The organism is Rhizobacter sp. P2_H2 (assembly GCF_056403375.1).
Genome location: NZ_JBFUFP010000061.1, coordinates 1 through 12,961 on the forward strand (window position 1 = coordinate 1; position 12,961 = coordinate 12,961).

Annotated in this window: 15 protein-coding genes; 7 read left to right on the plus strand and 8 right to left on the minus strand. The window is 70.5% G+C overall.

Features of this window, described 5'->3' with window-relative positions; all coding sequences use genetic code 11:
- The coding region (locus AC1D15_RS06455; protein WP_477825351.1) for an MFS transporter at positions 1 to 223 on the minus strand (223 nt) is incomplete at its 3' end.
- Between the two features lie 79 nt (positions 224 to 302).
- On the opposite strand from AC1D15_RS06455, the gene AC1D15_RS06460 reads away from it, so the two are divergent.
- Together AC1D15_RS06460 and otnI are read left to right on the plus strand one after the other, a co-directional pair.
- On the plus strand, positions 303 to 722 hold the full coding sequence (locus AC1D15_RS06460; protein WP_465110929.1) for a PH domain-containing protein: 420 nt from the start codon (positions 303 to 305) through the stop codon (positions 720 to 722).
- 23 nt (positions 723 to 745) lie between these two features.
- Positions 746 to 1,531 carry a 2-oxo-tetronate isomerase gene (gene otnI / locus AC1D15_RS06465; RefSeq protein WP_477825352.1) on the plus strand — a complete coding sequence of 262 codons (786 nt, stop codon included), beginning with the start codon at positions 746 to 748 and terminating at the stop codon, positions 1,529 to 1,531.
- Here the strand turns inward: otnI and AC1D15_RS06470 are convergent.
- Positions 1,516 to 2,448 carry a 5'-nucleotidase gene (locus AC1D15_RS06470; RefSeq protein ID WP_465110931.1) on the minus strand — a complete coding sequence of 311 codons (933 nt, stop codon included), beginning with the start codon at positions 2,446 to 2,448 and terminating at the stop codon, positions 1,516 to 1,518. The genes otnI and AC1D15_RS06470 overlap by 16 nt on opposite strands.
- Positions 2,449 to 2,574: 126 nt before the next feature.
- Here AC1D15_RS06470 and AC1D15_RS06475 point away from each other — a divergent pair, with 126 nt between their 5' ends.
- The 3 genes from AC1D15_RS06475 to AC1D15_RS06485 are packed head-to-tail and all read left to right on the plus strand — an operon-like array spanning position 2,575 to position 5,649.
- Positions 2,575 to 2,748, plus strand: coding sequence for a hypothetical protein (locus AC1D15_RS06475; RefSeq protein ID WP_465110932.1), 174 nt, complete (start codon positions 2,575 to 2,577; stop codon positions 2,746 to 2,748).
- Positions 2,749 to 2,758: 10 nt separating this feature from the next.
- Positions 2,759 to 3,655 (plus strand): response regulator, encoded by an 897-nt coding sequence (locus AC1D15_RS06480; RefSeq protein WP_465110933.1) that lies wholly within the window; start codon positions 2,759 to 2,761, stop codon positions 3,653 to 3,655.
- Positions 3,652 to 5,649 carry a hybrid sensor histidine kinase/response regulator gene (locus AC1D15_RS06485; protein WP_477825353.1) on the plus strand — a complete coding sequence of 666 codons (1,998 nt, stop codon included), beginning with the start codon at positions 3,652 to 3,654 and terminating at the stop codon, positions 5,647 to 5,649. Before AC1D15_RS06480 ends, AC1D15_RS06485 begins: the two co-directional genes overlap by 4 nt.
- A 16-nt stretch (positions 5,650 to 5,665) precedes the next feature.
- Here the strand turns inward: AC1D15_RS06485 and AC1D15_RS06490 are convergent, their stop codons facing one another.
- Positions 5,666 to 6,154, minus strand: a complete 489-nt coding sequence (locus AC1D15_RS06490; RefSeq protein WP_477825354.1) for a nuclear transport factor 2 family protein — start codon at positions 6,152 to 6,154, stop codon at positions 5,666 to 5,668.
- A gap of 66 nt (positions 6,155 to 6,220) precedes the next feature.
- Between AC1D15_RS06490 and AC1D15_RS06495 the strand changes: the two genes are divergently transcribed.
- Positions 6,221 to 7,198 (plus strand): LysR family transcriptional regulator, encoded by a 978-nt coding sequence (locus tag AC1D15_RS06495; protein WP_477825355.1) that lies wholly within the window; start codon positions 6,221 to 6,223, stop codon positions 7,196 to 7,198.
- Positions 7,199 to 7,205: 7 nt separating this feature from the next.
- On the opposite strand, the gene AC1D15_RS06500 is transcribed toward AC1D15_RS06495, so the two are convergent.
- From AC1D15_RS06500 to AC1D15_RS06510, 3 genes are all read right to left on the minus strand, one after another.
- A complete protein-coding gene (locus AC1D15_RS06500) occupies positions 7,206 to 7,625 on the minus strand; it encodes a globin family protein (RefSeq protein ID WP_477825356.1) in 420 nt (139 codons plus the stop codon).
- A gap of 112 nt (positions 7,626 to 7,737) precedes the next feature.
- A complete protein-coding gene (locus AC1D15_RS06505) occupies positions 7,738 to 9,168 on the minus strand; it encodes a sensor histidine kinase (protein ID WP_477825357.1) in 1,431 nt (476 codons plus the stop codon).
- Positions 9,165 to 9,836 (minus strand): response regulator, encoded by a 672-nt coding sequence (locus tag AC1D15_RS06510; protein ID WP_047500219.1) that lies wholly within the window; start codon positions 9,834 to 9,836, stop codon positions 9,165 to 9,167. The genes AC1D15_RS06505 and AC1D15_RS06510 overlap by 4 nt, the downstream gene beginning before the upstream one ends.
- Positions 9,837 to 9,923: 87 nt before the next feature.
- Here AC1D15_RS06510 and AC1D15_RS06515 point away from each other — a divergent pair, with 87 nt between their 5' ends.
- Positions 9,924 to 10,751, plus strand: coding sequence for a MipA/OmpV family protein (locus AC1D15_RS06515; RefSeq protein WP_477825358.1), 828 nt, complete (start codon positions 9,924 to 9,926; stop codon positions 10,749 to 10,751).
- A 9-nt stretch (positions 10,752 to 10,760) separates the two neighbouring features.
- Here the strand turns inward: AC1D15_RS06515 and AC1D15_RS06520 are convergent, their stop codons facing one another.
- Positions 10,761 to 11,765, minus strand: coding sequence for an AAA family ATPase (locus tag AC1D15_RS06520; protein WP_477825359.1), 1,005 nt, complete (start codon positions 11,763 to 11,765; stop codon positions 10,761 to 10,763).
- Between the two features lie 216 nt (positions 11,766 to 11,981).
- Positions 11,982 to 12,961: type II secretion system F family protein (locus AC1D15_RS06525; protein ID WP_477825360.1), on the minus strand; the 980-nt coding region annotated here is incomplete at its 5' end.

A 12,961-nucleotide genomic window follows, 5' to 3' on the forward strand; every position in this document is an offset into this window, starting at 1 on the left:
GCACGCAGCGGCGCGGGCCGAGCCGCGTCATCGCCTCGCCCCAGATCAGCTGCGACGCGGCGAGCCCGGCGAGGAACACCGCGACCGTCGCCTGCGCCAGCGTCACGTCGATGCCGAGCGAGGCCTGCAGCGTCGGCACGGCGGGCAGGAACAGGTCCATCGCCAGCATGCTGGTGGCGGTGACGATGGACAGCGGCAGGACGGTGCGGACGGTGGGCGGCATCGCGGCGAGCAAGGGCGGGGCGCCGACTGTAGCAACCCGCAGCTGCTATCGTCACGCAGCACTCTCTCCAAGGAACACCATGTCGAGCTACATCGAAGGCGCACTGACCCAGGACGAACGCGTGCTGCACTACGCGCATGTGAGCCTCTGGTCGCTGTGGGTGCCGCTGCTGCTGGGCCTGGTGCTGCTGCCGGCCTTCGGTTTCGGGCTGATCGCCTGGGGCTACGCCTGGGTGATGTACAAGACCACCGAACTCGCGGTGACGAACAAGCGGGTGATCGTCAAGCAGGGCTTCATCTCGCGGCAGACGATCGAGATCAACATCAACAAGGTGGAATCGATCCAGGTCGACCAGACGGTGATGGGGCGCATGCTCGACTACGGGTCGCTGCTGATCTCCGGAGCCGGTTCGCCGCAGGCGCCGCTGAGCGGCATCTCGAAGCCGCTGGCCTTCCGGCGCGCGTTCATGGAAGCGCAGGACGGCGCCTCCCACCGCTGATGGCATCGCTGAGGAGATCCGCCATGCCGACCTTCGCTGCCAACCTGAGCCTGATGTACACCGAGCACGATTTCCTCAACCGCTTCGGCGCCGCGGCGCGCGACGGCTTCGAGGCGGTCGAGTGCCTGTTCCCGTACGACGTGCCGGCGGTCGAACTGAAGGCGCGGCTGCGCGACCATGGCCTGGCGCAGGTGCTGTTCAACGCGCCGCCTGGCGATGCGACACAGGGCGAGCGTGGGCTGGCCTGCCTGCCCGGCCGCGAGGCGGCCTTCCGCGAAGGCATCGAACATGCGCTTGCCCTGGCTGCGGACATCGGCTGCCCGCGGCTGCACGTGATGGCGGGCATCGCGCCGCCCGAGGTCGACCGCGCCTGGCTGCGCGAGTGCTATGTCGCCAACCTCGACTGGGCGGCCGGCCATGCGGCGCCGCTCGGCATCGAGCTGACGATCGAGCCGATCAACACGCGCGACATCCCGGGCTATTTCCTGAACCGGCAATCGGAGGCGCATGCGGTGGTCGTCGAGCTCGGGCGGCCCAACCTGAAGGTGCAGATGGATCTCTACCACTGCCAGATCGTCGAGGGCGATGTCGAGATGAAGCTGCGGCAGTACCTGCCGAGCGGCCGTGTCGGCCACCTGCAGGTGGCGGGCGTGCCGCAGCGGCACGAGCCGGATGTCGGCGAGCTGAACTGCGCCCACCTGTTCGACGTGATCGACGAGCTCGGCTGGAGCGGCCACATCGGCTGCGAGTACCGCCCGCGCGCCGGCACCTCGGCCGGGCTCGGCTGGTGGCGTCAGCGTTCGGCCTGAACGGCGGCCACCTGCGCGATCAGGTTCGACACGCCGGCCGCGACATGGCCTGAAGGCACATGGGCCGAGGCATTCTCGATGTGCCCGGTCTGGTCGTCGAAGAAGAAATCGGGCTCGAACTCGCGCAGGAACTCGCCCTTCGGCAGCCCGCCGAGGAACATCGCCTCGTCGATCTCGATGTGCCAGTCCATCAGCGTGCGGATCGCGCGCTCGTGCGCCGGGGCGCTGCGCGCGGTGACGAGCGCGGTGCGCACCCGCATCGCCGGCGAGGCCTGGCGCTGCAGCAGCTGCAGCGCTTCGAGCAGCGGCTTGAACGGCCCGGCCGGCAGCGGCTTCAGCGCCTTGTCGCGCTCATGGGCCTGGAAGGCATCGAGCCCGCCGCTCTGGAACACCTGCTCGGCCTCGTCGGAGAACAGCACCGCGTCGCCGTCGAACGCGATGCGCACCTCGTGCGGATGGGCGTCGGACGCGCGCGCCGAGTGCGGGTAGACGCGGGCGGCCGGCACGCCGGCCTCGAGGGCCGAGCGCACGTCGGCCTCGTTGGTCGACAGGAACAGGTGCGCATTCAGCGGCCGCAGGTAGCGCCACGGCGATTCGCCGCGCGTGAACACGCCGCGCTGGATCGGCAGCCCGTAGTGCTGGGCCGAGCGGAACACCCGCATGCCCGACACCGGGTCGTTGCGCGACAGGATCACCACCTCGACCGAGGCCTGCGGCGACGCCGCGTTGAACGCGAGCAGCTTGTTGACCAGCGAGAACGCGACGCCGGGCTTGGCCGGTTCGCCGACGCGCTGCAGCTGCAGCTGCATGTAGGCGCGGTCGTCCTTGGCTTCGAAAAGCTGGTTCTCTTCTTCGAAGTCGAACAGGGCGCGCGAGGAAATGGCCACGACGAGCTGGCCGGCGAGGGTGGCGGGCATCGCCGGATGATACGGGCGGGGCGCGGTGAAACAAACGAAACAAGGCCGGCCGTTGCAGAAACGGTGTTGATACCCACCGCTTCGACACTGGCGGCATCCGAACACCAACAACGCCTGGAGCCCCCCATGACCGCGACCCTCGTCACCACCACGCTGCAACGCCTGTTCTCGCGCCGCGCCGCCGCCCCGGTGCGCCGCCCGTCGCGTGTCGCGGTGCAGCGCGCCCGCTTTGCGCAGGCGCACCGGCTGGAATTCGCCGACACCCGGCCGGTGGTGTTCCGCATGCATCTGAGCCTGTGAGCGGCGCGCGATGAACACGACGCCGACCGCCACCGAATGGATCACCGCGGTGCTGAGCGGCGCGAACCGCGCCGGCATTGCGCCGCCGGACCGATATGATCCGCCGCGAACCCCCCGTGACACACCGCAACGAGGCATCTTCCCCATGGCGTCCGGCGTGCAAGCCGCCACCCCTGTCGTGCTGGTCGTCGACGACGAGCCGGAGATCCGCTCGCTGCTGAGCGAGTACTTCGGCCGCCACGGCCTCGTCGTGCGCACCGCGCAGGATGCGGCGCAGGCGCGCGAGATGCTCGCCGAATCGCTGCCCGACCTGGCCATCCTCGACGTCAACATGCCCGGCGAGAACGGCCTGTCGCTCGCGCGCTGGCTGCGCGAGCGCCACCCGCACATGGGGCTGGTGATGCTGACGACCGCCGGCGAGTCGGTCGACCGCATCGTCGGCCTGGAACTCGGTGCCGACGACTACGTGCCCAAGCCGTTCGAGATGCGCGAGCTGCTGGCGCGCATCCGCGCGGTGCTGCGCCGCGTGGCGCTCGCCACGCTGGCACCGCAGGTGGCGGCGGCCGCCTCGCAGCCGACGCCGAGCAAGCGCGTGCGCTTCGGCATCTGCGAGCTCGACCTCGACCAGCGCCGGCTGTTCGCGCTCGACGACCGCCACGAGGTCGAGATCAGCGCCGCCGAGTTCGACCTGCTGGCGCTGTTCGCGCGCCACCCGAACCGGCCCTTGAGCCGCGACCAGATCATGGAGCAGGCGCACAACCGCGGCTGGGACGTGTTCGACCGCTCGATCGACCTGCGCGTGATGCGGCTGCGCCGCAAGATCGAATCCAACCCCGACAAGCCGGAAGTGCTGAAGACCGTTCGCAACGTGGGCTACGTCTTCGTGCCCCACGTCGCGGACGCATGACCGGACTCCAGCGCGAGTTCAGCTGGACCGGCCGCCTGCGATGGGGCGAGCGCCCCGAAGCAGCGGACGGTGCGGCGCTGGACCCGGCGCTGATGAGCTCGCTGCTCGACCACATCACTGCGCGCGTCGCGGTGATCGACCGCGGGCACTGCTACCGCTACGCGAACGGCGAGGCGGCCGGCTTCTTCGGGCTGACGCCGAAGCAGATCACCGGCCGGCACCTGGCCGACGTGATCGGCCGCGCGTCGTACGAGGGCTACCTGCCGTGGGCCGAGCGCCTGTTCGGCGGCGAATCGCTGCGCTGGCAGGGCTGGGTCGAGTACCCGGTGCGCGGCCGGCGTTTCATCCAGGAGACGATGGTGCCGTACGGGCCGCCCGGCGAGCCGGTGCAGGCGATCGTGGTGTTCGGGCGCGACCACACCGAACTGAAGCTGCACGAGGAGGCGCTGGCGCTTCAGGTCGAGCAGCTGCGCGCCAGCGAGGCGTTGAAGTCGGCGATCGTCGACCATGCGCTGGCGGCGCTGATCTCCACCGACGGGCAGGGCTGCATCGTCGAGTTCAACCCGTCGGCCGAGGCGATGTTTGGCCGCACGCGCGCCGAGGTGCTGGGCCGGCGCGTCAGCGAGGTCGCGATGCCCGAGCGCTACCGCGCCGCGCACGATGCCGGCATGGCGCGGCTGGCCGGCGGCGGCGCGCCGCGTGTGCTGGGCCGGCGCATGGAGCTGTTCGGGCTGCGCGCCGACGGCCGCGAGTTTCCGATCGAGATGGTGCTGTGGCGCAGCGACGTCGGCGGCACGGTGTTCTATACCGCATCGATGGTCGACGTGACCGAGCGGCATGGGGCGGCGCAGCAGATCGAGCGCCAGCGCGAGGCCTTGCGCCAGAGCGAGAAGCTGACCGCGATGGGCAGCCTGCTGGCCGGCGTCGCGCACGAGCTGAACAACCCGCTCGCGATCGTGATGGGGCGGGCCAGCCTGCTGGAGGAGAAATGCGAGGACGCCGCGCTGAAGGCCGACGTGCAGCGCATCCGCGAGGCGGCCGAGCGCTGCGGGCGCATCGTGCGCACCTTCCTCGACATGGCGCGCAGCAAGCCGCCGCAGCGCGGCACGGTCGACATCAACGACCTGGTGCGCGCCGCGGTGGAGATGCTGCACTACGGCTACCGCTCGCACGGCATCGAGCTGGAGACCGAGCTCGAGGCGACGCTGCCGTCGATCCACGCCGACGGCGACCAGGTCGGCCAGGTGGTGCTGAACCTGCTGATCAATGCGCAGCAAGCGCTGGCCGGGCAGGCGGCGCGGCGCTGCGTGCGGGTGCAGACGGGCGTCGAGGCGCGGCGCGACAACCGGGCGCAGCGGGTGTGGCTGCGCGTCGCCGACAGCGGGCCGGGCGTGCCGCCCGACCATGCGGCGCGCGTCTTCGAGCCGTTCTTCACGACCAAKGCCGAGGGCATGGGCACCGGGCTGGGCCTCGCGGTGTCGCGCTCGCTGGCGCGCGAGCACGGCGGCGACCTGATCCTCGAGGCGGCCGGCCCGGACGGCGGCGCGAGCTTCCGGCTCAGCGTGCCGGTCAGCGGCGTGGCCGACGAGGCGGCGGCGGTGCCGCGCGCCGAACCGGCCGAGGCGCCGGCACGCGCGCGGCTGCTGGTGGTCGACGACGAGGCCGAGCTGCTGGGCCTGATGCGCGAGATGCTGGAAGGCGCGGGCTACGACGTGGCGACCGCCGAATCGGGGGCGGTCGCGCTGGCGATGCTGGAGACGGCGCGCTTCGATGCGATCGTCTCCGACCTGCGCATGCCCGACATCGACGGCGCGTCGCTGTGGCGCGAGGTGAGCCGGCGCCGGCCGAGGCTCGCGCGGCACATGCTGTTCGTGACCGGCGACACCTTGTCGCCCGATGCGCGCGAGTTCCTGAAGGAGGCGCGCTGCACCGGGCTGGACAAGCCGTTCTCGAAGGCGGACCTGCTGGCGCGGGTCGCGGCGCTGGTGGCATAGCCGCCCCGTCGCCCGACTACTTCAGGATCGTCTTCTCCGAGTGTCCGAAGAGGAGGATCGTGCGCATGCGGCCTGCGGCGTCGAATTCGACGACGTCGTAGCCCCAGAAACCGGCCTCGCCCTTGGCATCGACGAATTGCCAGGTCGCCAGGCCGTGGTTCTCCCAGCCCAGCATTTCGTTCATCCGGAACAGCCCGCCCGGGCTGCGCTTCTGGAACACTTCGAGATGGGCGACCACCTCTGCAATTCCGCGGCGTGTTTGAAGCGGGTTGGTGAAGACGACGTCTTCCGAAAGACTGTCCCGCAGGCGTGCCAGTCGCTTGCTGTCATCGATCGGCGCCCACGCGGAAAGATAGGTTTCGTAGGTCCGCGCGCGTGGATCCGACTTCGCTGGTGGACTTCCGGGAATGGGTTGCGCGGCGAGCGAAATCGCCGGCGAACCACCACCGGACAGGAGAAGCAAAGAGATGGCCATTACTTTTCGTCGTTGCGTCAGAACTGACATGCGGGTCTCCATTGACAAGGCATGCGCAAAGTCTGCCCGACGCCCGGGAGTGCGAGAACCCGCACGATGGGCAAGGCAAAGTTGCCTTTCGGGACATGCGAAGCCCGCCTGAACCGCATGCTGGACAGCGAACTCTCCCTCTCTCAGCTTCGGTGCTTCGTCGCGGTCGTCGATTTCCGCTCGCTGACGGAAGCCGCTCGTCAGCTGGGCATGTCCCCGGCGAGCATGTCCAAGGCCATCACGAGGCTGGAACAGACCAGCGGCGTCAAGCTCTTTCATCGGTCCACGCATGCACTGTCATTGAGCCAGGATGGCGAGCGGCTGGTGAGCGCTGCGCGCGACGCGGTGCGTGCGGCCAGCGTCTTCAGCAAATCTGCGGGGGCGCGCCATCAGGACGGTACGTCGGGCTGGGTCCGGATCACGGCGCCGGTGGCCTTTGCACGCGAGGTCCTGACGCCCTTGTTGGCGGATTTCAGTCGGGAGCACCCGACCGTCCGGATCGATCTCCGGGCAACGAACGAACTCGTCGACCTCGCCAGGGACGGCGTCGACCTGGCCATTCGCAGCGGGTCGCTGTCCGACCTCCCAGGTCACCTCCAATCCCTCTGGTTCAAGTTCCCCTGGGTGGTTTGCGCTGCACCACGGTACCTCAGCGGAAAGCCGCTTCCATCGCGCCCCGAAGACATCGGTCAACATCGGGTGATCGGGTTCCGGAACCAGCACACCGGACAGGTTCGAGCGTGGACGTTCTGCCGGCCGGGGGCCGACGCCGAGGAAATCCGCATGGTGCCCGAGGCCGCGATGATCTTCGACGACGGAGCCGCCGCCGCGCTGGCCGGGATCCAAGGGGCCGGCCTGATTGCTGCACCACTGTGGCTTGTCGCCAGCGCCCTCGAAGCAGGGCAACTGGTGGAACTGTTGAGCGATTGGAGAGCGGCTGCTGCATCCATCAGCTTCTTGCGGCGGGAGCGGCACCTCGTGCCGGAGCGGGTCGACAAGCTCATCGCTTTCCTCCGCGCGCGACCGCCGCTCGCGGGCGACTGAAGAGGGGTCAGGCCACCGCGCCCTCGCGCGCCGCCTCGATCATCGTGCGCGACACGATGCCGTACATCGCCGCCCACGCGTCGTGCACCTCGGGCGTGAACGCGTCGCCCAGGCCTTCGCGCAGCGTCTTGATCAGCGCGGCACCGACGGTCGCGTAGTGCTCGCCTTGCACGCCGTAGCCGGCATGGCGGCGGCCGAGCAGGCGCAGCGCCGCATGCAGCGTGTACGGATCGTCGAGCACGCGGATCGCCGCGGCCAGCATCGTCATCAGGCGCTCGCCCTGGTGGCGGATGTCGGTGCGGAACAGTGCGCGCAAGCCGGGGTCGGCGGCGAACAGGTTCTCGTAGAACTGCTGCGCGGTGTCGGCCGCGTGCGGCTGCACCAGGTTGAAGCTGTGGCGGATCAGGTGAATCTCATGCGGGGTCATGCGGTGGTGTCCTTGCGGTGTCTGTCGACTGAGCCGCAAGGATGCCGACCGATTGATTCGTCGCCGTTTCGACGCCGGCCCCGGCGTGTTTCGTTGGTTGCCGCGCCCGGTGTCAGGCGCCGGCGGTGCGCCAGCGCAGCGTCACCGAGAGGCCGTGCCGCGCCGGTCCGGCTTGCGTGTCGTCGCGCAGGCCGTCGCGCAGCTCGATGCGCGCGCCCAACTGCCGCGCCGCCGCCTGCACGATCGCGAGGCCCAGCCCCGAGCCGGAGCCGTTCGATGCCGAGGTGGCGGCTGCACCGCGCCGGAAGCGCTCGAACACATGGGCCCGCTCGGCCGGCGCGATGCCGGGGCCGTCGTCGCTGACGTCGAGCACGCACTCGCCGCTGCCGTCGGCAGGCATGGCCAGGCTCACCTCGACGCGCCCGGCCGGCCGGCCGTAGCGGATCGCGTTGCCGACCAGGTTGTGCAGCACCGTCTCGACTGCGTGGCCGGGGCTGTGCACCGGCAGGCTGTCGGGCCCGGCATAGCCCAGCTCGATGCCGCGCGCCTGCGCCTCGTCGGCATGCAGCGCCAGGCAATCGCGTGCCACGTCGGCCAGGTCGATGTGCTCCAGCCGCTGCTCGACGCCGGCCTCCAGCCGTGCCAGCGCCAGCAGCTGGTTCACCAGGCGCATCGAGCGTGCCACGCCGCGCTCCAGGCGCTGCGTCGCGGCGTCGCGCTCGGCGGCGTCGCGGCTGCGCTTCAGCGTGTCGCATTGCGCGGCGATCACCGCCAGCGGCGTGCGCAGTTCGTGCGCCGCGTCGGCCAGGAAGGCACGCTCGCGCTGCAGCAGCGCCTGCAGCCGCGCCAGCGTGCCGTTCAGCTCGTCGACCACCGGCCTCAGTTCGCGGTAGGGCTGTGCGACCCGCACCGGCTGCAGGTCGGCCGGCGAGCGTGCGGCCAGGTCCTGCGACAGGCCCAGCAGCGGGCGCAGGCCGGTGCGCACTGCGAACCACACCGGCAGCAGCAGCACCGGAAAGCCGATCAGCAGCTGTGCCACCGTCACCGCGCTCGACAGGCCGGCGCCCAGCACCTGGTCGCGCGCCGCGACCGACTGCTGCACGTCGATGCGGCGGGCATGGTCGGCTGTCCAGCGCCGGTACACATGCTGCGCGTCCGGTCCCTCGCCCACCACGAAGAAGCCCAGCCGGCCATCGTCGGCCAGCGGCGCAGCCTCGCTGCCGCCGCGCGCGACCAGCCGGCCGGCGGCGTCATGCACCTGGAACCCGAGGTAGCCGCCCTCGGCACCGACGCGCTGCCCGTCGGCGGCGATCTTCAGCGCCGCACCGTGCAGCGCCGCGTCGGTCGGCAGCGTTGCGTCGGCCAGCACCTGCTCGACCACCTCGCCGACGCTGCGCATCTCCTTGTCGAACTCGCCGGAGCCGGTGGCCACCATGCTGATGTGCGCCAGCACCAGCATCGTGCCCCAGGCCAGCACGTAGGCCACCAGCAGCGCCAGCAACAGCCGCCGCGTGATCGACGGCGTGGTCAGGCGGCCCATCATTCGACGACGCTGTAGCCGACGCCGCGCACGGTGCGGATGCAGCCCTCGCCGAGCTTGCGGCGCAGGTTGTGGATGTGCCATTCGAGCGCGCCGAACTCCATCGGCTCGTTCAGCGGCATCACCGCGCGGGCGAGGCGGTGCTTGGACACCACCTCGCCGGCATGCCGGGCCAACTCGGCGACGATCTGGAATTCCTTCGGCGACAGCGCGGTCAGCGCGCCGTCCACCCGCACCTCGCGGCGCAGGCTGTCGATCTGCAGCGCGCCCACCGTCCACACCGCCGAGGCATGCCCGCCGCTGCGCCGCGTGACGGCGCGGATGCGCGAGGCCAGCTCCTGCGGGGCGGCCGGCTTGATCACGTAGTCGTCGGCCCCCGCGTCGAGGCTGGACACGCGGGCGTCGAGCGCGTCGCGGGCCGTCAGCACGATGACCGGCAGCTTCAGCCCGGCCCGGCGCCAGCGCTGCAGCAGGTGCAGGCCTTCGCCGTCGGGCAGGCCCAGGTCGAGCAGCACGCAGGCGAAAGGCAGTGCGTCGTCGGCCGCAGCGGCCGTCAGGGCTTGCGCATGGGTGACGCTGCGCACCCACTCGCTGGTCAGCCCGTGGCCGGCCAGCGCGCGCTGCAGTTCGGCGCCCAGTTCGAGGTCGTCTTCGACGAGGAGGAGGTGCATGGCAGCGCAGTCTAGTGGGACGACCCTGGGCATTCCCTAAGGTGGCGGCGGGCACAGTGCCGCCATCCCATGCCACCCCTGTCATCCATGCCGAATTCCCTGATCGCCCGCACCCTGTTCCAACCGTCGCTGCTGGCCGCCGCCCTCGTCGCGACGACATTGCCTTCGTGCGCCCAGTCGCAAACGCCGCCGGCCCCTCCACTCGGGCTGAGCGGCAGCGTGAGCCTGGGGGTGGCGACGATGCCCCGCTACGAGGGCAGCCCGAACCGCCGCACGATCGCCGCGCCCGACCTGTCGCTCAGCTACCGCACGGCGGACTGGGGCCACGTCGACCTCGACCACACCGGCCTCGGCTGGACCTTCTTCGAGCAGGACGCACTGCGCGCCGGCCTGCTGCTGAGCGCCGACCCCGGCCGCAAGGACAGGAACGTGTCGGGCCTCGGCCCGGCCGCCGGTGACGACCGCCTGCGCGGCATGGGCGACGTGCGCGCCAGTGCGGAAGCCGGCGTGACGGCGGGCTACGGGCCGCTCGGGCTGACGTACCGCAAGTCGCTCGGGCAGCGCGGCCACCGGGGCGCCCAGGTCGATCTCGGCGTGTCGTGGCCGGTGCCGCTGAGCGATGCGCTCGCGCTGAGCCTGAACGCCGGCGCCAGCTGGGCCGACCAGCGCTACCTGCAGGCCTACTTCGGCGTGACGCCCGAGCAGTCGGCCGCCAGCGGCTACGGCGTCTACACGCCGAAGGCCGGCCTGCACAAGGTCGATCTGGGCATCGGGGCGGAGTACCAGCTGCAACCCGACCTGAAGCTGAAGGCCTTGGCTGGCGTGTCGGCGCTCGGCGGCGACGCGAAGAACAGCCCGATCGTCAGCAGGAAGACCGGTGCCACCGGCTACGTGGGGCTGGCCTGGCTGTTCTGAACGCTGGCGCTACTGCATGAAGCCGATCGTCGATTTCTTCGTGCCGGATTCGGGCAGGTCGTCGCAGAGCACGTGATCGCGGCGCGCGAGCTTCGCGTTGCCGAAGGCCGTCATCCAGGCGCGGCGCATCTCGCGCGGCGCCATCTCGCCCATGCGGTCGAGCACCTCGTTGCGCGGCTCCGCCTCAAAGCGCTCGCCCCAGGCGTGGTCGCGGCGGATGCCGTCGTACAGCCGGGCGGCGATGCGGCGGGCCGCGTCGCGGTCGGGCGCCTGCACCTCGTAGACGTTCATGCGGTTCAGGATCGGGTCGGGGATCGCGCGGCCGTCGTTCGCGGTGGCGACCCAGATCACCTGGCTGGCGTCGATCGGCACCTCGGCGAACTCGTCGACGAAGCTGCCGGCGGTGTCGTGCTCGAGCAGGCTGTACAGCGCGCCGAGCGGGTCGTAGGCGTGTTCGCCGCCGGCCTTGTCGATCTCGTCGACCACCATCACCGGGTTCGCGTACTGGCCGTCGACCAGCGTCTCGAACACCTTGCCGGGGCGTGCGCCCTTCCACTGGCTGGAGGCGCCGCTCAGCACCCAGCCGGCGGTCATCGAACTCATCGACATGAAGCCCATGCCGGTGCCGAGCAGCTGCGAGAGTTCGCGCGCGAAGTGGGTCTTGCCGACGCCGGGCGGGCCGAGCAGCAGCAGCGGGGTGATCTCGAGCGCGTCGCGGCTGTCCTCGCACAGCGCGAGCTGGCGTTTCACGTCGTCGAGCACCTCGCTGAAGTTGGGCAGCTCGTCGTAGAGGTGGTCCATCGCCGGCAGGCCGGACGGTTTCACCTGGAAGCGCTCCGGGCCCTTCTCGAGCATGCGCTCGTAGGTGGAGCGCAGGCTCTCGTGCTCCTTGTGCGGCAGCTTGTCGAGCTTGCGGCCGACCTCGTCGACCCGGTAGAGGCTGCGCATGCGGGCAATCGGGATGCCGCCTCGCGAGGATGACGACACCGGGACCAACTGCTTGGATGCGCTCATCGAAGACCTCCAGAAGACGCAGACCTTGGTGCTCATTGAAGCAAAGGTGTCCGGAAGACAGCACTTGATGAATACCCGGAACACCGCCCAGTTCTGGTGGTGCGGGCATGCATGACCCATGCCAGCGAGCGATCAAGCAACACCCGGGGAACCGGCTTTGCCGGGCCCCTTGGGTGGCGCCCCCTCGGGGGGCAGGAGCGCAGCGACGTGGGGGCTCTATTTCACCCAGGTGTTCAATTGGATGATCGGCAGCAGCACGGCGAGCACGATCAGCATCACCGCCCCGCCCATCGCGACGATCAGCAGCGGCTCCAGGATGGTCGCCATCGCCATCGCGCGGCGCTGCACTTCCTGGCCGAGCTGCTTGGCGGCCCGGTCCAGCATCTGCGGCAGTTGCCCGGTCTGCTCGCCCAGCCGCGCGAACATCGACAAGAGCCCCGGGAAGCGCTTCTTCGCGGCCATCGCCGACGCGAACGGCGCGCCTTCGCGCACCTGCACCAGCGCATCCAGCGCATCGGCGCGCATCGCGTGGTTCGACAGCGTCTCCGCCGCCGCCTGCAGCGCCTTCAGGATCGGCACGCCGGCGTTCGCCAGCATCGCGAGCGTTCCGGCGAAGCGCGCCGCGTTGTAGCCGCGCGAGAGCTTGCCCACCAGCGGCAGCGTCAGCCAGCTCGCATCGAACTGCTCGCGGAACAGCGCGTTGCGCAGCATCAGCCGCAAGGTCACCACGCCGCCGATGATCGCCAGCAGCAGCAGCCAGCCGTAGCTGCGCAGGAAGGCACTGATGTTCAGCATCATCGTGGTGATCAGCGGCAGCGCCCGCTTCGAGCTGGTGAACACCGAGGCCACCTGCGGCACCACGTAGGTCACCAGGAAGATCACGATCACCACCGCGATCAGCGAGACGATCGCCGGGTACAGCGTCGCGCCGATGATCTTCGACTTCAGCTGCTGCCGCTCCTCCAGGTCGTCGGCCAGCCGCTCCAGCACGCGGCCGAGCGCACCGCTCTGCTCGCCCGCACCGACCACCGCGCGGTACACGTCGTCGAACTCGCGCGGCGCGCCGGCCAGCGCACGCGCGAACGGCGAGCCGCCGTTGACCTCGCTGCGCAGGTGGGCGATCAGCTCGCGCTGCTTCGGGTCTTCGGCCTCGTCGCTGAGCGCCGTCAGCGCCCGCTCCAGCGGCAGCCCGGAGC